The 21,544-nt window shown below is 35.7% G+C and carries 14 protein-coding genes and 2 pseudogenes; 5 read left to right on the top strand and 11 right to left on the bottom strand.

All coding sequences use genetic code 11. The annotated features are described in order from the left end of the window. Positions 1-19 precede the first annotated feature (19 nt). A complete protein-coding gene (locus tag FEZ13_RS18475) occupies positions 20-1,006 on the bottom strand; it encodes an iron-hydroxamate ABC transporter substrate-binding protein (RefSeq protein WP_146553883.1) in 987 nt (328 codons plus the stop codon). 282 nt (positions 1,007-1,288) lie between these two features. Between FEZ13_RS18475 and FEZ13_RS18470 the strand changes: the two genes are divergently transcribed. Beyond that, a complete protein-coding gene (locus tag FEZ13_RS18470; RefSeq protein ID WP_146553882.1) occupies positions 1,289-2,305 on the top strand; it encodes a FecCD family ABC transporter permease in 1,017 nt (338 codons plus the stop codon). Further along, complete coding sequence (locus FEZ13_RS18465; RefSeq protein ID WP_146553881.1) at positions 2,305-3,312, top strand: FecCD family ABC transporter permease; 1,008 nt, start codon at positions 2,305-2,307, stop codon at positions 3,310-3,312. The genes FEZ13_RS18470 and FEZ13_RS18465 overlap by 1 nt, the downstream gene beginning before the upstream one ends. Before the next feature lie 114 nt (positions 3,313-3,426). Here the strand turns inward: FEZ13_RS18465 and FEZ13_RS18460 are convergent, their stop codons facing one another. The 6 genes and pseudogenes from FEZ13_RS18460 to FEZ13_RS18435 form a co-directional block, all read right to left on the bottom strand. Then, positions 3,427-4,485 carry a nitric oxide synthase oxygenase gene (locus tag FEZ13_RS18460; RefSeq protein WP_146553880.1) on the bottom strand — a complete coding sequence of 353 codons (1,059 nt, stop codon included), beginning with the start codon at positions 4,483-4,485 and terminating at the stop codon, positions 3,427-3,429. 242 nt (positions 4,486-4,727) lie between these two features. After that, on the bottom strand, positions 4,728-5,888 hold the full coding sequence (locus tag FEZ13_RS18455) for a GGDEF domain-containing protein (protein ID WP_186725981.1): 1,161 nt from the start codon (positions 5,886-5,888) through the stop codon (positions 4,728-4,730). A gap of 571 nt (positions 5,889-6,459) precedes the next feature. Beyond that, positions 6,460-7,584 (bottom strand): DUF5050 domain-containing protein, encoded by a 1,125-nt coding sequence (locus tag FEZ13_RS18450; RefSeq protein ID WP_146553878.1) that lies wholly within the window; start codon positions 7,582-7,584, stop codon positions 6,460-6,462. Positions 7,585-8,041: 457 nt separating this feature from the next. After that, positions 8,042-8,569 (bottom strand): bacterial transcriptional activator domain-containing protein, encoded by a 528-nt coding sequence (locus FEZ13_RS18445; RefSeq protein ID WP_146553877.1) that lies wholly within the window; start codon positions 8,567-8,569, stop codon positions 8,042-8,044. A 121-nt stretch (positions 8,570-8,690) separates the two neighbouring features. After that, positions 8,691-9,825, bottom strand: a pseudogene (locus FEZ13_RS18440) (IS4 family transposase). A 73-nt stretch (positions 9,826-9,898) separates the two neighbouring features. After that, positions 9,899-10,432 carry a LytR/AlgR family response regulator transcription factor gene (locus FEZ13_RS18435; protein ID WP_146553876.1) on the bottom strand — a complete coding sequence of 178 codons (534 nt, stop codon included), beginning with the start codon at positions 10,430-10,432 and terminating at the stop codon, positions 9,899-9,901. Between the two features lie 928 nt (positions 10,433-11,360). Here FEZ13_RS18435 and FEZ13_RS18430 point away from each other — a divergent pair. Beyond that, on the top strand, positions 11,361-14,402 hold the full coding sequence (locus FEZ13_RS18430; RefSeq protein ID WP_186725980.1) for a hybrid sensor histidine kinase/response regulator: 3,042 nt from the start codon (positions 11,361-11,363) through the stop codon (positions 14,400-14,402). Positions 14,403-14,460: 58 nt separating this feature from the next. Here FEZ13_RS18430 and FEZ13_RS18425 read toward each other — a convergent pair whose 3' ends face one another. The 3 genes from FEZ13_RS18425 to FEZ13_RS18415 all read right to left on the bottom strand — a co-directional run bounded on the left by FEZ13_RS18425 (position 14,461) and on the right by FEZ13_RS18415 (position 16,924). Beyond that, positions 14,461-15,399: a ring-cleaving dioxygenase gene (locus FEZ13_RS18425; protein ID WP_146553874.1), complete on the bottom strand. Its 939-nt coding sequence runs from the start codon at positions 15,397-15,399 to the stop codon at positions 14,461-14,463. A gap of 246 nt (positions 15,400-15,645) precedes the next feature. Continuing rightward, positions 15,646-16,257 carry an alpha/beta hydrolase gene (locus FEZ13_RS18420; RefSeq protein WP_146553873.1) on the bottom strand — a complete coding sequence of 204 codons (612 nt, stop codon included), beginning with the start codon at positions 16,255-16,257 and terminating at the stop codon, positions 15,646-15,648. A gap of 46 nt (positions 16,258-16,303) precedes the next feature. Then, positions 16,304-16,924, bottom strand: coding sequence for a nitroreductase family protein (locus FEZ13_RS18415; protein ID WP_146553872.1), 621 nt, complete (start codon positions 16,922-16,924; stop codon positions 16,304-16,306). A 1,574-nt stretch (positions 16,925-18,498) separates the two neighbouring features. Here FEZ13_RS18415 and FEZ13_RS18410 point away from each other — a divergent pair. Further along, positions 18,499-19,083 (top strand): DUF5626 family protein, encoded by a 585-nt coding sequence (locus tag FEZ13_RS18410; protein ID WP_146553871.1) that lies wholly within the window; start codon positions 18,499-18,501, stop codon positions 19,081-19,083. Between the two features lie 141 nt (positions 19,084-19,224). Here the strand turns inward: FEZ13_RS18410 and FEZ13_RS18405 are convergent. Then, positions 19,225-19,562 (bottom strand): annotated as a pseudogene (locus FEZ13_RS18405) (IS3 family transposase); the annotation flags it as partial. A 316-nt stretch (positions 19,563-19,878) separates the two neighbouring features. Here FEZ13_RS18405 and FEZ13_RS18400 point away from each other — a divergent pair. Next, positions 19,879-21,366: a catalase gene (locus tag FEZ13_RS18400; protein WP_146553870.1), complete on the top strand. Its 1,488-nt coding sequence runs from the start codon at positions 19,879-19,881 to the stop codon at positions 21,364-21,366. The last annotated feature ends 178 nt before the right edge of the window (positions 21,367-21,544 follow it).

Raw genomic sequence — 21,544 nt, 5'->3', positions numbered from 1 at the left:
CTTTGTTTAGCTATGCTTATTATTTAACTAAACTTTTTACTACATTATCTACGATTTGTTCATTGGCAATAGGGCCTGTGTAAAGCCAGCTTTCTTTAGAAGAGAATTCGTGGACATTGCCAGCCTTTACAGCAGGAATGCTTTGCCATAATTTATTGCTCAATGTGCTTTTGGCTTTTTGCGCATCACCATTGACTAAGAAAATGTGATCAGCATCTAATTCTACAAGTTTTTCTAATGAAATCTCATTCCAGTTACTTGTTGATTTTGCTGAAATTTCTTTGACTACAGCAGGAACTTTTAATCCAAGGTCTTGATATAGAACTGCGCCTGTTGATAATTTTTCATTGACCATATAAAATTTACCGCCAAATAACCATACTGCCGCTACAGATGGCGTGCCTATTGCATCATTGATTTCTGTTTTAGCTTTTGTTACTTTTTCATCGTATTTATCTAAAATTTCTTGTGCTTGATCTTTTTTATCGAATACATCTCCGACACGCAATAATTCATCACGCCAATCATTGTTTTGTTCTTTACCAATGACATATGTAGGAGCGATTTTGCTATATTGTTCGTATTTGTTGCCCTCTACCATTTGCGCTGAATCCATAATGATTAAATCAGGTTTAAGTTTTTGAACAGATTCAAATGGTAAATCATAAGAAATCGTTGGTACTTTCCCTAGTTTGTCTTGTAAGTAATCTTGAATGCTTGCCCCATCACCTACACTCCATTGAGCAACTGGTGTTATTCCTAAGGCAACCAAGTTATCTTCTAAATACGATGCAATCACTCGTTTCGGATTTGCTGGGATTTTCACTTTATGTCCCATTGCATCTGTGACAACTCGTGTCGTAGATTTAGCTTGAGAAGATTGTTCTGTTTTTTGATCACTTGTTTTTTCACTGCTATTTTCTTCGTTACAAGCCGCAAGTGAAAATGCTAAGACACCTACCCCTAAAAGTTGTATTGCCTTTTTCTTGCTTATAACATTGTACATTATTAAAAGCCCCCTGAAAAAATTTTTATTTTAAATTGAAAACGATTATCGATATCAATTAAAATATAATTATTAGACATTGTCAAATTCCAATGATCTATATAAGATTTATAAAGTATAACTTTACCTAGTGGAGATTTCCTTCATCCCTACTGGGCATTCATTAAACCAGTAGAGCTTATACAAGCAAAGTTGCCTCCTTTGTTATTTTGATCGATTCTTGTAGGAGGAACATACTGCTTGTTAATGCAGGATAAACTGTACTGAGAAAGAAGATGTCACATGAAGAAAGAAAAAAAAGCAATAAACAAAGCCTCAAGCATCACATGGATGATCGTAGCCATTGGTTTATTGTTAATAAGTGTAATAGTATCTATTCATCTAGGAGCATCAAATTTAAGTTACAAAGATATTTGGACTTCTTTGTTCCATTATGATGAATCTAATGCAGCACATGTAGTGGTACGTGAATTACGTCTACCTCGAGCAATTGCAGCAATCCTCGTAGGTTCTGCTTTGGCCGTATCTGGTGCAATTATGCAAAGTATGACAAGAAACCCTCTTGCTTCACCATCCATTCTCGGTGTTACCGCAGGAAGCACATTTTTCATTGCCATCGCTTTAGCCATCGTACCTGCCATCAGTTTTTCAAAATTAATGTTTTGTTCATTTGCTGGAGCTGGTATAGGCGCTGGTCTTGTATTTGGATTGATCGCTTTTGCAAAGGGTGGAAACTCACCTGTTAAATTAGCATTAGCTGGTTCTGCTATTTCGGCTCTACTTAGTTCGCTATCAACTTTTATTAGTTTAAAATACGATATCTCAAAAGACTTGAGTTATTGGTATGCGGGAAGCATATCAAGCGTACAACCACAACATATCCACTTTGTTGTGCCATTTATCGTCACTGGATTAGTACTGGCACTTTTACTTGCAAGATCAATGACAGTATTAAGTTTAGGGGATGAAATAGCCACAGGACTTGGGCAACGAACCCATTTAGTGAGGTTAGGTGGCACCATTGCTGTTTTATTGTTAACAGGAGCTTCGGTCTCAATTGCCGGAATGGTAGGATTCGTCGGTCTTGTTGTTCCGCATATTGTTCGCTTTATGGTTGGACAAGATTATCGTATTGTCATACCCTTTTCAGCCGTATTCGGAAGTGTGTTATTGATATGGGCAGATATGGCTGGTCGTATGATAAATGCACCTTTCGAAACACCGGTCGGAGCAATCACAGCATTAATAGGCGTTCCCTTTTTCTTATATCTTGCTCGTAAAGATGGGAGGGACTTTTAATGCGAAACACGAAATTTGCTTTAGTCTGCGGAATAACATTTCTAGCTATTATCATTTCCTTTTTTGTGAGTATGAATGCCGGTTTTATCCATATCCCTTTGCAAAATGTTCTATCAACATTATTCGGGCATGGAACGGAAGAAGATCATATGACTATTTTCCAATTTCGACTACCACGAATTATATTGGCTATCTTAATCGGTGCCGGAATGGCTGTTGCAGGAGCTATTTTACAAGGAGTTTCACGAAATCCATTAGCCGACCCTGGTATTTTAGGGATCAATGCTGGCGCAGGCTTTGTAGTAGTGCTCTATATGTTTTTAGGGCGAGGTACTTCATTTTTAGCAACAAAGACTTCTGTTTTCATCATGCCTTTTGCAGCATTTTTTGGTGCGTTGTGTGCAGCTTGTCTCATTTATGCTTTAGCTTGGAAAAAAGGAAGAGTAACACCAAGTCGTTTGTTACTAGTAGGTATAGGCGTTAATGCAGCATTTAATAGTGGCATTACCATTTTACAAATGAAAATGGAACCGACCGATTTCACAAAAGCGCTTGTATGGCTGTCTGGAACAATTTGGAGTACAAGCTGGCAATCGGTTTGGACATTATGTATATGGTTGCTGATACTACTATTATTTGCTTTTTCAAAAGCCTATGTGTTAGAGGTATTAAACTTAGGAGATCCAATAGCCATTGGTCTTGGGACAAACGTGGAAAGAGAACGCCGCCTATTGCTCATTATAGCTGTTGCTATCGCTGGTGGCTGTGTAGCCGTTGGTGGCGGCATCACATTTTTAGGTCTAATCGCACCACATATGGCTAAAATGTTAGTTGGATCAAGTTATCGCAAAATCCTACCACTTAGTGCATTAATCGGTTCATTGTTACTGTTGCTTGCAGATACATTAGGAAGAGTTATCATAGCGCCCGCTGAGCTACCAGTAGGGATCGTGATATCGATTCTAGGTGTCCCTTACTTTGTCCACTTGTTACTCAGAAAACTATAGCGTTAATAGGAATCACTTCTAATCTCAAATTGGATCAGTCAACGCCTGTTCTAACCATATAATAGAAAGAAAAAGCCATTCACCTTATAGACTGAATGACTTTTTCTTTTTCTATCAATAAGGTCTTTTCTGATGAGAATAACCTGGCAAGTTTTTTGTATTATCATATGGCCTATGGAAAATATGTGTTGTAGCTGGTGATAGCGGTGGGATCAGCCATGTCCAGTTTCCTGTTACATCACGGTTTGCAGAAGCTTCATTTGCTTCAAAGCGTTTAAATTGTTGTGCCGCAGTATGATGATCGACAATACTAACACCATCTTCTTTAAAGGAATAAAGCACTGCTATATTTAATTCTACTAACGCACGATCACGCCATAAGTTGGCATTAGATGAAGTATCCAATCCCATACTCTCCCCAATGATCGGCAACATATTATAACGATAGTCATCCGCTAAATTACGTGCGCCAATTTCTGTTCCCATATACCATCCATTGAACGGTGCCGCTCCATATGTAATACCACCTACTTCAAGCTTCATACTTGAAATGATTGGCACGGCATACCATTTTAAATGTAGATCCGTAAACCAATCGAATTCTGGATGACGTAAAGGCACTTCTTTAATATATTCTTTTGGAATATCAAAGAAACGAGGCTTACGATTTTCAACTTGAATAACCAATGGCAAAATATCAAACTGTCCACCATTTCCGTGCCATCCTAACTTTATACATTCTTTTGTAAAGGCAAGAGAATCTGAATCACCAATTACAGTGCCATCCTCTTGTTCATAGCCTGCATAACGAATCAGCTGGTGATTCCAAATACGAACTTTTTGTGGCTCGAAAATGGATATAGTAGGTCTTATTTTACCTTCATTAGTCGCAAATTCAATATGTTCTAAAAGCTTCTCATAAATCGTTTCTTCATCTAAAATGGAACGTTGATCCTTCACCTGAAGGGTTTGCCAAAATAATCGCCCTATACACCTGTTGCTGTTTCTCCATGCTACTCTTGCTCCAAAGGCAAGTTCATCTGAAGTATGGGTATATTGTCCACTCTTTCTAATATCCTTCTCAACTTCCTTTAATCGTTCTTCTAACTGATCTACCGGCAAGTTATTTTCCATATAATACATCTTTATAAAATCAACAGCCTCATCTAACATCGGCTAAAAACCTCCTATAAACTCCAAGTACCTCTATATCATAAATGAAATATTCTAATGAAAAAATATGTAGATTAAATACTGATTTATATTTCAATAGATCCTATTCAACAGCATTGTCGTTTGAAATGCCTAATCCTAACATATCACCCCCAAAAAGCCATGAAAACCCATACAAAAAAACGCTTGAAGTGTAGACTCCAAGCGCTACGATTTAAAACTATCGATGGAACATTCATAGATTAGTTGACGATCAAATACGAATTTCTTCCTTGATTTTTCACATGATATAAAGCGTGATCGGCATGTTCGATCACGCCTTCCAATTCTACAGGAGTTGCACAAAATCCCATTGAGGCTCCAATACTCACTGTTACAAACTGAGAAACACTAGAATCATTATGTTGAATACTAAGTTTTGAGATGGCATTTTCTATCTCCTGACAAATACTATTCATTTGCTTTTTAGACAGATCTGTTCCTACCACGATGAATTCTTCACCACCCCATCTAACAGTTGCATGTCCATTTTTATCTGCAATTCGCGCAATACTTTGAGCAACAGCCTTCAAAACTTCATCGCCACTGGAATGTCCATATAAATCATTAAAGTACTTAAAATAATCAATATCGATTAATATAATTGATACCATAGCGCCTTTCACATCAAAATTCTCAAAAAGACTTTGAACATGCTCTTGAAAACCATGGCGATTCAAAACACCTGTTAATTCATCATGGTGTGCTTGTTTAGCTAACTGTTTATTGGTTAATTGTAACTCCCTCATTAGCTTCATATTTTTCTCTAATTCATGCTGCCACTGCAATTTCGTAAAATAAGAATTTATAAATGCCCTATATACGATTCTCGATAGTAAAAATGATACAAAGACCATAAGTAAAAATAAATAGAACAACGAGCCAACACTCGTATTATGAGGGTGAATAATTAAAATACTGGCAATAAAAATGATTGTATTCAGTAAATTCCATATAATCGCCTGTTTCAACGCGATATAAAATATCGAAGAACATACAAATATACATAGGAAGTACATAAAAATATATTTGTATTCGAATGGGTCGACGAAGGAAACTGTGATCCCCCAAATAGTTGATAGCATTATATAGGTATTAACGATCTTTTCCCATTTAGCAATTTCCTTATCGTTCCAGTTTGACTTTCCTACATGACTATTAACAATATAAAAATAAATCCCATTAAACAAACCAAATGATATATATATAGACAAAAAATTATTAGAAGAAGGTGGTTGGAAATTTGAAAATAATGGAGCAAAAATGTCAAAAAGACCAATCCAAGCAACTACACCCATAAACACTTTTGATATTAAAAGTATTCTCGACATATTCTCTAGCAATCTATTTTGTCGAAAATCCATTCTCTTCTCCAGTTGGTTATCGCTATGCATTTGCAATCACTTCCTTCAACCTTCCTCTTATCTACCCAAAATTCCTATAGAGTGAAAACTTCATGCGGTGGAAATTTTCTTTATCCCCCGCTATGTATTAGTTGAACTAACCGAGCTTTTGCTGGTAGTTGTTCCCCCTCTCTTTCTGTGTAAAAAATTTTTTCATGTACAAATCCAAGAGCAATGGCTCACGAATATTTACTTGAATCTTGAAATGGGGAGATTACTGCCTGCGATGAGCTCTATTGCCTGTAATCCGCATATATAATATTGTTACTTTTCTTCAATAATTTGTATAATTATACACATAAATTTTATTATCGATATTTAATTATATTAACCTATTATCACTAAACAAATTCTGAACAATTCAATATTCTTTTACGCGTGTTGATCAAAAGGGAAAATTTATATTTTTCACCAAAATAAAATGCCCTAAAAGATTTCAAAATAACTCTCTTTTAGGGCATTATCTTTTATTTATCTCATCTAACGAAAGAATAACTATCACTGGGGGAGATTCGGACCTATCACTTTGGTATTAAAGTTTTATTTGACGATACTTACCAGAAGCAAATTCTTTATAATATAAAACTTTACCGTTCATATATATATTGACGACATGCATACGCTTTATTTGCTTTTTACTTTTTCCGTTAAGTTTTACTTTATATAAATAACCACCATTTGAATAATTACTATAGTAAATCCATTGACCGTATATAGTAAAATACGGAACTCGATCAGAAACTACCTTTGATATCTTTTTGCTGCTTTTATTCATTTTATAAAGAATATTATTTTGTGCATTGGAGTAGTAATAGTATCCACTTTTTTCAATCATATTTTCCATATTGTGAAAATAGTTATATTGACCACTAGTAGCGTTCGGATAGTCACTTTCTGTCCATTTATGATCTTTTTTCAATTGATTGTTTGTTAATAGAAAGTAATTATAATTAACTACCCCTTTTTTATTGGGGACTGGATCATCCCATGTTGTATCCACGTGATAATATTTTCCGTTTACTTTTACTAAATTCCATGAATGATCTTCACCATCCGCCGTTCCAGTTACATAAATAGATGCTATACCTGCTTTTTTTAACAACACTTGCATTGATTTCGAATAACCATCACAAACCGCTTTCTTATTGATCAACGCACCATAGGTTTGATAAGAATCAGCTGGAACTTTATTGTTTAAATAGTTCTTATAATCGTATTCTACATTTAAGACAAGGTAATCATGAATAGCCTTTACTTTTTCAAGATCACTCATATTTTTTTTAATACTTTTTGCAACAATTGTTTTTACAGCTGCATCAATCTTACTTTTCTTTTTGAGAATATCCTTTTTACTATTATTATATTTAAATTGAATAGTACCATCAGAGCCTACAGTAACTGAATGATAATAGAAAATCTCGGGTGTTTCTTCAACAACCTGGTTGACTATATTTCCAACATTTTCATAATTAACCTTTTGAGCATTAAATTGAGCGCTAGTATCTATATCTAACATACTTTTCAGTACAATATTATATACATTTTGTTGTTCTTTACTTAGTGTATGTACAGAATTCGCTTCCTTTGCAAATCCTTGTATTGGAGAGATACTGACTATTAATAAGATGGATACCATAATTTCTATTAATTTCTTCATCTATATCATTCCTCTCGCTTCTTTTTTTAAATTATAATAGAAATGGTATAGAAAAATCATAAACTATTAGTTCTAAATACTAATTTTATTTTTTAAAAATAGTTAGCACAATGACCTATATACTAATTTTATGCATTCAAAAAAATTCATATATAGATATTAATGCCTATTTAAAGTTTAAATTAAGTAAAACTTAGGGCTCTTCATTCAACTGCATGTTGATTGAACCATCGAGTTTTTACGAGCAATTGCTCCCCACTCTTCCTGTTTCCCTTAAATGCACTTAACACACGCCCGCGAGCAAGCCGTATCGGAAATCAGCAAATACATTATATTTTGTGGTGGAAATTGGATAATCAACTCACCTGTTTTAACAAAAGAAAAAGCTATCCAGCAGATACAGTTGAATCCTGCTGAATAGCTTCTTATTGATCCGATTAAATTTACTATCATGCCGCTACGTTCTATTAAAATAATTATTATTCAACGCCACAATATTCCTTGGTATGCTTACCCCTAACTCTTCCTTTAAATTGTGTGCAATCGTTTGGAAAACTTCTTTTACTTTTCCAGTATTATTTTGCTCACAATAATGCTTTAATAATTGATACATGGTTGCTTCATCATATGGATTAAGCTCTAGCATCTTCTCCAAACTTTTTCCCACTAACTCTGCATGTTCATTTTTACGTCTTGAACTTACGACAAATTTTTGGAGATAGTGAAAAACTTCTTGCTTGAGTTCTTGCTGATACTGTATAGACCACATAAAATCTTCATTTTCCATATATTCTCCGCTATATAGCTCTATAACTTTCTGGACCTCTTGCACATTCAGACGATCTGATTGAATAATCTCTTGAATTTCTAATACGTCACTTTTTATGGGTACTGCTAATTTGTAATGATCATTGACTAGTATTATAGGTTTCTCTATCCCAATTTCCTTCAAAGCTTTTCTTAGCTGATAAATCGTTGTATGCAATAAAGCGGTTGCTTTCTCGGCTTGTTTATCCGGCCAAAGTTCCTCGGTAACTAGAGATTTGTGTATCGGGTGATTACGATTATGCCAAAGATATGCAAATAATTCCTTTCACGTGTGTTGATTAACCAAAATTATACAGTTTCATCATAAACCAAACGATGCCTTTCGATGATTTCTTTGAGTGTCAGCCGCCATTCAAAAGGCAAAGCATCACAAAGAAGCAATCGCTGAAATCCTGTGAGTGACAAGGGTTTTCGGTTGATTTGTTTACGAACTTGAACGTACAACCATTTCAATAAAACATACGCAATGAGCGCTGCGAATAGTTGGTTGAACACCGCATTTTTCGTCGTGCCAAACAACACAGGTACGTTTAAATTTTGTTTGATCCAGCGGAAAAACGTTTCAATCGCCCAACGAGACTTGTACATATTGGCTATTTCTTCCGCCGTGACATTCATCAAACTCGTCACCACACGCATTTCTTTTCCTTCATAATCCGTAAATTGAACGACACGATGACGCTTTTGTGTTTGTTTTTGTGATGTACCGATGATGCATGTGAAATCAGCCGTCACGTTAGAACTATTGGTACGACTGCCTTTGAGTGATTTTTTACGACTAAATTGTATGTTGTCTTTCAAACGAAAAACAAAATCTTGCCCGTCTTTTACGTACGAATCCACTTTATCAATCGAAAAATAAGCGCGGTCTCCGACAAGAATAAAGCGCTTGTCTTCGAGTTGTTTACCTATGGGTCCATCATGCTTTAAGCCTGTTGTTTCAACGATTTGAAGAGGCATACCGGTTTCATTCGAGAAGCTAACGTGCAATTTAATGCCGGAACGTTCACCGTGATAAACCGCCCACGGTAAGCGTGTCTTCCCCACCGTAATCGTTGTGGAATCAATGGACAAAAGGGTTTTCGGCATCTTCAAAGACCGTTGTGTAGCACGATTCAACTTCCCAATGAGGACTTCAAAAATGCGCTTGATGATGGCATAATCGAGCGCCTTCATATGCTTAGAAAGGGACGAATGGTCGACGGAAACTAATCCAAAGCTGGCACCTACATCAGCCGAATGTCGTAAGCTTTTCCACTCATTCGCCGCAGCTGCGACAAGATATGAAAGGAGTGTAGAAACGGTGCATTTGCGCGCTGTCTCTGCATAGTTGAATTCTTTTAAAATGGATTGTAGCTCGGTTTCTGAAAGAAAGTTTTGAATCATATTTTGGAACATGGTATGCTTGTTCATAAGAGATTCCTCGTTTCGTAAATGTTTGGTCGTACTTACATTTTACAAGAGGAATCTCTCTTTTTGTCTATATTTAATTGGAATAAAATAGATAATCAACACACCTGAATTCCTTTACTTTTTTTGTACGCCATTTTACTTCATCATTTTGATAGTCAAATAATCTAAAGCTACTCATAAAAGATGCATATAAATCCTGTTTGGAAGTATTTGCATCAACTAGCTCCTCTCGACTTTGATATAAAGTTAACTTTTCCTCTATCTTTTTAATAGCTTTTTGCAGCCTTTTCATACTTACGGGTTTCAATAAATAATCAATTGCATTAACTTCAAACGCTTCTAAAGCAAATTGTGGATAGGCTGTTACAAAAAGAACTTCGATATGACTATATTTTTCCACTATTTTTTCTGCAAATTCGAGACCATGCATACCTGGCATCTCCATATCAAGAAAAATAACATCAACCTGTACTTTTTCTAAATCTTCTAATGCCGTAATTGGATTCGTATATTTTCCTACAATTTCTATATCATTTAATTTACAAAGCATAATCTCCATAACTTCTAAAGAAAGCTCTTCATCATCAATTAATAGCACTTTCATCATTATCTACCTCTGGTAATATTATTGTGATTTTCGTTCTGCTTCCTGTTTTAACGGGAATGCCAGTCCATTATCCTTAACTATATTACTTTATCTTCTCACGCGTGTTGATTTTACAAAATTAGGAGTGTCTGTTTGGCATAGCTTTTGAAAAACTCTGTATTTTTAAGACCATTTATATAGATCTTCGCTGCGGCTTGCTCGAGTCCTCGAAAATGCAAGCATTTTCTTCGTGCAGTGTGATTCGAGGAAGAAAATTCAACGTCCCGCGGGAAAAGCGAATAGATGAGACCCCGCAGCGTAGCGATTAAGGAACGGAATTGTAGTGCGCCACGTCCTGTGGCAGCGATTCCGTGACCAACATCCTGTTGCCCTCAGCGTTCGCCCGCATGAGTCGTGCAAGCCTTCGCTGTAATCAACGAATCTCCCTATTTTTATGGATTAAATTGGATAATCAACATACCTGTTATCTTCTTCCTCTTTATAGGATACGACTAAATCATTCAATTATCCTGCTGCTGTTAAGAAAAACGGCAATACCGCCAATGATGAATCAGCCTCTTCTTATGACATCTCTTTATATCCAGTGGACTAAATATCTATCATTATTGTAAAGGAATTACGATAATGATTGTTATATTTTTGTATGGTTTCTAAAGAAATGTTTAATAATGTATAATCTTATTCATCATTTCACTCGTATTTAAAGAAAATTTGTCAGGCATATTGATTAGGAAAAAAAGATAAGTATTGGATGCAAATTTAAGAAATGCTGTATTTTTAGCTCTATTTATATAGAATTTATTTTAAACAATGATTGTCAATATACCTATACTCGTTGTACATTTAAAAAGGAAACGATGATGAAAGGCTTGAGTATATGAGGAATAAAAAAAGCTTCATATCCATATTGATTGGGATTTTGTTCATAATGACTGGCAGTATTTTAAACGCTTTCGGCGTATTTGATTCGAATAGCCATGTTGCCAAAAATGGCGTCCTTTCTTTGCAAAATTGGAATAGCGGAGAGGAAAAAACGGTTAAGCTTAATGGAGAATGGGATTTTTACCCTAATGAGTTGATTACACCAGATCCTTCTAAGGATCAGTTTCGTCCATTCAGCTCGATACGTAAATCAATTCCAGTGCCAAAAGCCTGGGATCAGTATCTAGCAAAAAAGCCTACCCCATTTGGATCTGGTACATATCGTTTACGAATAAAGGTACCCAAAGATGGACGATATGGCATAAAAGTAAATACAGTTCGAAATGCAAGCAAAGTATTTATCAATGGCATAGAAGCAGGAGCTGCGGGTGTTCCCTCTAAAAGCAGTCAAAAGTATCAATACGATTTTCGAAAATATGTTGCCTTTGGCAATAGTAAAGATAAAATGGTCGAAATCGTTGTACAAGTAGCCAATAAAGAATATGCTCGAGGCGGCATTGTTCAGCCCATTGATTTTGGCAAACCTGATCAAATTTTAGCAAAACAAGGGCTTTCTCGGCTGATCGAAGCTTTTCTTATCGCAGGTTATTTACTTTATTCGCTCACTTATGTCACCGTCCATATTCAAATCAAGCATCATCTATATGAATTATTCTTCAGCCTTTTTTGCTTAGCACAAGCTGTATACATTTCAACCGTCAATGAAAGATGGCTTTTTATACTATTTCCCAAGGTTCCCCCTACAGAGCAATTTGACATTCAGATGACCGCCATGGGTCTTACGTTAATATTTTTCATATTATTTTTATGTACCTTCTTTCATATAAAAATCACAAAGGTACTTGCATTTTTATGTAGTATATTACTTTTTCAAGTAATTCTATTTGGTATTATTTGTCCAACAACTGACATTATGGACTATGTTCCATTGACTACTATGCAAACACTGGCGGCTACTATTTCGGGTATTTGTTTCTCTTACGTTTATGTTTTATTGTTCCGAGCATTTATGCAAAAAACAGATGAATATCCTTATATACTAATAGTTGGCCTTTCCTTTATTTCTTATGGAATATTGTTGGCTATTGAGTTTTTCTTCGAAGTAGAAATCGGGAACAGTACGTTACTTATGTTTTTAGTAATGGTCTCTGCCCTGTCCCTGTTAATGAGGCATCGTTATCAAGCGGCTCTTTGTAAAGCAGAAAAATTATCCAACGAGCTGCTTTTACAAGACAAATTAAAAGATGATTTCTTAGCAAAAACGTCACATGAGCTTAGCACTCCATTACACGGGATCATTAATCTTTCTCAAACATTAATGGAAGGAGCAGAAGGACCCCTTCGTAAAAAACAGCAAGAGAGCCTACTATTGATCCATACAATTGGTAAAAGGTTGTCAAAAATTGTAGAAGACCTCTTATTCGTATCGAATATTAAACAAGGAAGAACAAGGCTCACTGCCAAACCTATGAATATTCGAGTAGTAGAAGAAGTGCTAACTGAGATGGTTTATCTAATACCTTCTTCCAATGATTTAACGTTAATCAATAAAATTCCTAATGATTTGCCGCTTATCTTTGCAGATGAACAAAAACTGAAACAAGTCCTTTTCAATCTAATTTATAATGCGATCAAATTTACAAAGCATGGCTCTATTACGATTACTGCAAAACCCTTTAAGGATCACATGAGCATATCCGTCACAGATACAGGTGAAGGAATAGCTAAAGAACATATAAAAAGGATTTTTTCTTCGTTTTATCAAGTTAAAAATGATCCAACCTATACAACAGACGGTCTTGGTTTAGGATTAAGTATTACAAAAAAGATTGTTGAAGATTCAGGTGGACAAATTTCGGTGACTTCTGAAGTCGGAAGAGGTTCTTGTTTTACTTTTACAATGCCGCTCGCCACTGAGGAACAATTGCAGCAATGGAAAATGGTTGTAGATAAAAATGTACCCAACACAACACCAGAGATTGAAAACAATCTAACATCCATCAACCATTTATTATCAACAAAGGTGAACGGGACAAAACCATATACTATTCTGTTAGTAGATGACGAACCAGCTAACTTAAAAGTGTTGATGAACATGATGCACTCTTTGGACTACAGCGTTATTGCAGTTGATAATGGTCAGGAGGCATTAGATACATTAAAAGCAGAAAAAATAGATCTCATTATTTTAGACTTAATGATGCCGGGAATGTCTGGTTATGATGTTTGTCAAGTTATTCGTCAGACATATGATTTGGTTGAATTACCAATCATTATGTTGACAGCTGCTGGACGAATTTCTGATTTAACCATGTCCTTTCAAATGGGTGCTAACGATTTCTTGCAAAAGCCTATCGACTTAGAAGAATTAAAAGTACGTGTAGAATCTTTGTTACTGATGAAACAGTCTTCTAATGAGGCGATCAAGCATGAGCTGAGCTTTTATTATGCTCAAATCAAACCACATTTCTTATATAACACGATTAATACCATAATAGGTCTTAGTTATATTGACGAGGAAAAAACGCGTGATGCCTTACATTATTTAGCTATTTATTTTCGTGCCAAATTGAACTTTCAAAGTCATCATACCCTTGTTCCGCTTGATGATGAATTGGAATTATTAAAAGCTTATTTGGCTATCGAGCAGATTCGCTTTGGTGATCGACTAAAAATCGTTTACCAAATTGATGAGACCATTGATATTTTGATTCCTTCTATGACGCTTCAACCTCTAGCAGAAAATGCCGTACAGCACGGAATTATGCCACGAAACCAAGGTGGAACTCTGTGGATTACGATAGATCGTGAACAAACAGGCGTAAAAATTGTTATTCAAGATGATGGCGTGGGAATCCCACGAAAGAAGCAGCAGGAACTCCTAAGCAGAAAAAATAAACGAGTGGGATTTACAAATCCTTTAAACAAACTATCTTTGATGAAAGGTGCAACCTTCCAACTAGAAAGCGAAGAGGGACAAGGCACAAAAATTACGATTCACCTGCCTGAAAATAGGCATAGAGAATAGAATAAGGGTCATCTAGTGCATGGATGACCCTCTCACTTTATATGAGAACTAATTGCCATTAATCCAAATTCTTAATCTCAATTGGTATTAAGCTTTGTTCAAGTTTTTCTCTATAATGTTCATACTGTGCAGGCAACATTAATTTTTCCCCCATTGTTTCGAGAGACTCATCATGCGCGAATCCTGGTGGATCAGTAGCGATTTCAAACAAAATCTTTCCTGGTTCCCTGAAATAGATGGCATTGAAATAATTACGATCTTTTACATCTGTTACATATTGTCCATGCTCTGCAACATAAGATTGCCATTCTAGATGGTCAGTATCGTCTTTTGCTCTCCAAGCAATATGATGAACCGTTCCAACACCCATCTGACCTCTCAAACCTGGAGTCACCTTTAAATCAATTATATTGCCGATCTCTGCAGTCGATTGATAGCGTCTGTAATCGCCCTCTTCTGCCATTTTTTGAAGTCCTAGTACATCCACTAATACTTTTTCTGTTTCTTCTGGGAAGCTAGAATATAGAGTTGCTCCTCCAAACCCTTTAATAGCAACTTCCGATGTGATATCGCCTGAAACCCATTCATTTCGTTCCCCATCTTTACGTGCTACTAATTCGATATGAAGCCCATGCGGATCATCAAATTGAACGACTTGTTCACCAAAACGCTCTGCTTTTTTAAATGGTATAGAAAATTTCGCAAGTCTATTCACCCAAAATGGCAATGCTCCTTCTGGAACAACATAGGTTGTTACGCCAACTTGACCATCACCAATACGTCCTTTATAAGCATTGCTCCAAGGAAAGAAAGTAATAATGGTACCTGGTTTCCCAGCTTTGTTGCCAAAATAAAGATGATATGTTTCAGGATCATCAAAATTGACTGTTTTTTTTACTAAACGTAAACCTAAAACGCCCGCATAAAAATCGACATTTTCTTGTGGATGTCCAACAATAGCAGTAATGTGGTGAATACCAGCTGTTTGCTTTTTCATTTGAATCATTCCTTTCATTCGTTAATATGCATATACTTTTTTACATTTTTCCGATCAACCATAACCTCAACTAATCTCATTAGCAAATTGTAGAAGGTTTCTCTATTTTTTCTTAAAAACCAAAATTAATTACCTTCAATTCATTTATCTCGAATTCGAGATAATAATAACATATCAACATTAATTTATCAATATTTTACTTATAATTCTTATCAAATTCGGTTTTTTTATCCTTCTAAAATGTTTTTACTTTTGAAGGAGATGTTGATACCATTGGGATGCCGCTTCTACTTCCTCAAATGTTAAGTGATGTCCATGATTTTCCCAGTGAAGTTCCACACTTGCATTTGCTCTTTCTAATATCGTTTGTAGTTCGGCTGATTCCTGTGATGGACAAATTGGATCATTTGTCCCAGCGGCAATAAATACAGACTTTCCTGATAAGTTAGGAAGATCTATTCCCCGTCTTGGAATCATTGGGTGATGAAGTATTGCACCTTTTAATGCATTTTGATAATGGAATAATAAGCTAGCAGCTATATTCGCCCCATTAGAGTAGCCAATCGCTATTATATTGTCACGGTCAAAATTATATTGATTTGCTGCTTCATCAAGGAACTCATTCAATTCCTTCGTTCGAAAAATAAGATCTTCTTCGTCAAATACTCCCTCGCTCAATCTTCGGAAAAACCGAGGCATTCCATTTTCCAATACGTTGCCACGGACACTTAAAACAGCAGCTGTATCGTCTATTTTTCTCGCAATAGGTAATAGATCTAATTCATTTCCACCAGTGCCATGAAGCAATAATAATGTTGGCTTTTTAGGATCTTGACCTTTATTGAATATATGTTTCATGATTTATCCTCCTTCTGTAATGATACTAATATCAACGTTTTTTGTTTTATACATAAGTGACAAATTCACTGACAGGCTTACGATATCCACGTGGTTTTCTGCTTTCCTTTTTTTCCTTTCCCACGGTAATCATCAGAACTACTTCATACTGATCACTAATATTTAAAATATTTTTTACTTCTTCGGGATCAAAGCCTATCATCGGGCATGTGTCCCAACCCTTTTCCTTTGCGGCCAGCATGAACATCATAGCAGATAGAGAAGCGTTCCTTATGGCCTCATCCCTTTTAAAGGCCTCTCCTCCTGATTCATAAAAAGATACAGTGTCATTGACCATAAAGTCATATTCCTGCTTACTAACAATCCCTAACATCTCCAACCATTCATAAATTTCTGCTGCCTGACGGAAGGCCTCTTTATCACCTAGAACAAGTACTACAGCAGAAGCTGAAAATACTTTATATTGACCGTTTGCAGCCTTTCTTATTTTCTCTTTTACAGTTGGATCAATAACTGTTACATATTTAGTATGTTGAAGATTAAATGCTGAAGGTGCCAGTTTCACTAATTCAAATATTTCATCTAGTTCTTCTGTTTTTATGGCGTATTCTGGATGAAAATTACTTGCAGAACGTCTTTCTGTTACTAATTGAATAAAATCCGTCATCTAACACACTCTCCTCTATTTCACTTCAGAATTTAATGAATTTGCTTATTTAAAATCTTGAATTCAATTATCTTGAATTCAAGATAATATTAAAACGTAAACCTCCTCTTGTCAATAACCTTTTTCAAATGAATCATATACACAAATCATAAATTTATAAAGTGAAACTTCCATCAGTGAAGGTTTTCTTCATCCCCCACTGAACTAGAGAAACTCAGGTTAAAAGCACCACGTCTTATGGCAATACCTGAGGGACCAACATCTTGCCCGCCCAAACCAATCGGACGCATGCGGCAGTTGATCCCCCCAACTATCCGTTTCTCTCTAAACCTTGAGGTGGGGGTCTTACTGTCCGTTATGCGGGATAAAACGATCCAATCAAGCATAGAAATAGGAAGGTAAACACAGCGATGAACTATACAAAAAATCAAAACGGCTCTCAACCTATTATATTTTCTTTAATAGGTAAAATTATTTACCATCTTTATAGAGGTTTTAGAAGATTTATCAGGCACGTTGGTTATCCAATTTTATCCATAAAGTATTTATTCGCCCCTTGAGACAATTTATTTGCTCTCTCAGGGATTTTATTCGCTCTTTCAAAAGATTTATTCGCTCTTTCCGCAGGACATTGGATTGTTTTTTTATCGAATATGTGCCACACAAAAGGAACGAGCAAGCCGCAGCGAAGATCCATATAAATGGTCCGAAAAATACAGGTTTTGTCAAAAATTACGTCACAGACGACCTAATTTTTGTAAAATCAACACGCGTGAAGATTTATAAAATATCATTTTCAATTAAGTACATTTCATTAAATTCGTTATTTTTAATATTTTCTATAAAAAGGATATTTCCAAAAATACGCATTGCGTTTGAAGAACATTTAAGAATCGAACTGTCAATCTTATGGTAGGGAAGGCTTAGGGAGTGTACATACACTCCCTAAGCTGATGTTTAAGCTGTTTTTTTAGTTAAAGGGGGAATTACATCCTAAATTCCCCTTTAATATACGTAATGTGGAAGTTAAATAAAAATATATACAGGAATAACTATTTTCATTTAATCTATAAGCAATAGATAATATCTGATCATCCAACAATTAATATAAAAAAGAAAATATTGACAAATAATAATTATAGTGTAATATTTGAATCAATTTCATAATGCAAAATTCAGATAAAAAACACGAACGTTTTAAATCAACATGAACATTAATATTCAGAAGTTTTTGTTCCACTCCAGACGGCGCTTTCCACGGGCTTGGCTTCAATCTCCTCGGGTCGACACGATGTTGACCCCGAAGCCGTTGCCACAGGACGTGGCGAACTTAGGCTTTGTCCCTTAAATTGTTCCTGTGGGGCTTTCAGCTCAAGCTTTTCCCGTAGGACTTTGAATAAACTTCCTGAACTAACACCGCACGAAGAAAATGCATGCATTTTCGAGGAGTCGCCGTCTTCCGCTCCACAATTATCAAAATTAGTTATTATTAAATGTTCGTATTTTTTAAGAAGAAAATGATTGATGAAATTGATTCATTTATAATATATTATATTAAAAAAGGGAGAAAATATATGCAAAATGTTAGTTTGAAAAACAAGTACGCATTTTTGGTTGGGAGTGTATTAGTTTTATTGTGTTTATTCACTTTTATTAAAACTGATAAAGCATTCGCTGCTGAATCTAACAATGTTAATACTTCAGATTTATCAGCTACATTTGATTTAGAAAAAAATCAAAAACAAGAAACTCAAATGGACTTACCTAATGGTGAAAAAGCCACTGTAGGTATTGAACCAGCAACAACTATCTCACTTTTCGCTACCTATCCTGTTGATCCTGGTACACAAACATGGAGAGTTTATTACGATGCAGGAACATTAGCATCTGAATTTTATGCCACAATATATGTACCTAAATCAGGTTATTCTAAGATCAAATCAGTTTATGGAGAAAGACCGATTAGAATTATAGGTGGATCTGTATCATCAGAGACTTTAAAACTTGTGAGATCAACGGAAACTTCTTCACAAGCTGCTTATGCTTACTATAAAATTGTTACAACTTGGATTAACGGATGGGGTTCAAGTAGTCCTACATTACATTTAAAAGTTGCAGGAAACAAAGTAACTACAGAAGCTGAAGGATTTTTTTGGTAAGTAAAAATGGGATTATTTAGTTTTTTAGTCATCTTAACGCTTATGGCACTGGTTGTATATTTAATCATTCATTTTTTAAAAAATAGAAAAGGGTAGCTAATTTAAACTGGCACCTATGTCAAGGACACAATAAAAAAGGGATTAAGTAGCTAGAAGATGGTTTCTATATTGAATAGGAATCATCTTTTTTAAATTCCACTGATAGCGGTAATTAGTATAGTAAACCATGTAATGATTTATTTTTGACACTAATTCCTTCAGCTTTTTGCCGATTGATCATCGACATCATCCTTCAGATGGTCAAAGAATGACTCTTGTGTGGCATTATCCCAACAGTTCTCTCTCCGTTACATAGACTGATCCAAATCATATTTTTTAATAAACTTCTGGTACCGAGGGCTTGCGCAGTGGCTTCCCTGATCTGAGTGGATAAAAGCATCTTTATAGAGCGTAACTTTCTTATTGTTCATCAATTTATCCCCCTTTAACGGACAGTATGACCCTCATCTCAAGATTTAAATAGAAACGAGTCCTGAAAATGTACTGGCAGAATACAAGTCAAATCCAATGGTGATGGACTAAAAATCTATAACAGAATATTTTTACTCTCCTTTAAAGAAATAATTATGAAATATAACATAATAATTACCTATTTAGGGAATAATTTAAATTATACTTACTATTTTTAAAAATTAATTATTAAAATAGAATCATTATAATTTACTTTTAATTATTAATCTGTTATAGTTATGTTCGAAAAGGCAATTCTAAGATTTTAATAGGAGGAATCATTTCATGACAAATGATCGAAACAAAAAGTTAACTACTGCCGCTGGTGCTCCTGTCGTAAGTAATACAAATTCGATGACTGCTGGTAAACGAGGTCCCATTCTTTTACAAGATGTTTGGTTGATCGAAAAACTAGCTAACTTCAATCGTGAAGTCATTCCAGAACGCCGTATGCACGCCAAAGGATCAGGTGCTTTCGGTACCTTTACAGTCACTCATGACATTACAAAATATACAAAGGCAGCTATTTTCTCAGAAGTTGGCAAGAAAACGCCTATGTTTGCTCGTTTCTCTACTGTAGCAGGTGAACGCGGCGCTGCTGATGCTGAACGCGATATTCGCGGTTTTGCCTTAAAATTCTACACAGAACAGGGTAACTGGGATCTAGTTGGGAACAATACACCTGTATTCTTCTTCCGCGATCCATTGCACTTCCCTGATTTAAATCATGCAGTTAAACGTGATCCACGTACAAATATGCGTTCAGCAAATAACAACTGGGACTTCTGGACAAATCTTCCCGAAGCATTACACCAAATCACTTATGTAATGGGTGACCGTGGTATTCCAAGTGACTATCGCCATATGCATGGCTTCGGTTCTCACACTTACTCTATGATCAATGCTCAAAATGAACGTGTTTATGTGAAATTCCATTTTAGAACTCAGCAAGGTATTCAAAATCTAACAGATGAAGAAGCAGCTGAAGTGATTGCTAAAGATCGTGAATCTTCACAACGTGACCTATATGAGGCAATCGAACGTGGCGAATTTCCTAAATGGAAAGTGTACATCCAAGTAATGACAGATGAACAGGCAAAAAATCATCCTGATAATCCGTTTGACTTAACAAAAGTTTGGTATAAAAAGGATTATCCACTAATTGAAGTTGGAGAATTCGAGCTAAACCGTAACCCAGAAAACTACTTTGCAGATGTGGAACAAGCAGCATTCTCACCTGCTAACACAGTACCTGGTATTAGCTTCTCACCAGACCGCATGCTACAAGCCCGCCTATTCTCATATGCAGACGCACAACGCTATCGTTTAGGTGTCAATCATTATCAAATTCCAGTCAATGCCCCAAAATGCCCTGTACACACTTGGCATCGTGATGGCGCTATGCGTGTAGATGGCAACTTGGGTGGCACTTTACACTACGAACCAAATAGCTATGGTGAATGGCAAGAACAACCTAAGTTCAAAAACCCTGCCGAACCATTAGATGGCCCAGCAGACATTTACGACTTCCGCGAAGATGATGACAACTACTTTGAACAACCAGGTAAATTATTCAACATCATGAGCCCAGATGAACAACAACGTCTATTCGACAACACCGCTCGTAATATGGAAGGCGTTGAAGACTTTATCAAAGAGCGCCATATCATCCACTGTTATAAAGCCGATCCTAAATACGGAGAAGGCGTTGCGAAAGCATTAGGAATCGATATTCATACAATTGATGTACTAAAAGAAATTCAATATCACTAAAATTTATCAAACTTAACTAAACATTCGACATCATATCCAAAAAAAGACTGTAAAACAAACGGTTGCACGCTGTTTGCTTACAGTCTTTTTCAATAGGATGTGGATGCTAAATCAATTGAAATCGTTATAAAAGGTTTCGGAGTGAGAGTCTGTGCTGTTATAAAAGTATAAAAGGTTT

The sequence above is a fragment of the Rummeliibacillus sp. SL167 genome (assembly GCF_007896505.1).
GTDB lineage: Bacteria > Bacillota > Bacilli > Bacillales_A > Planococcaceae > Rummeliibacillus > Rummeliibacillus suwonensis.
This window is presented reverse-complemented; position numbering and strand designations above follow the sequence as displayed.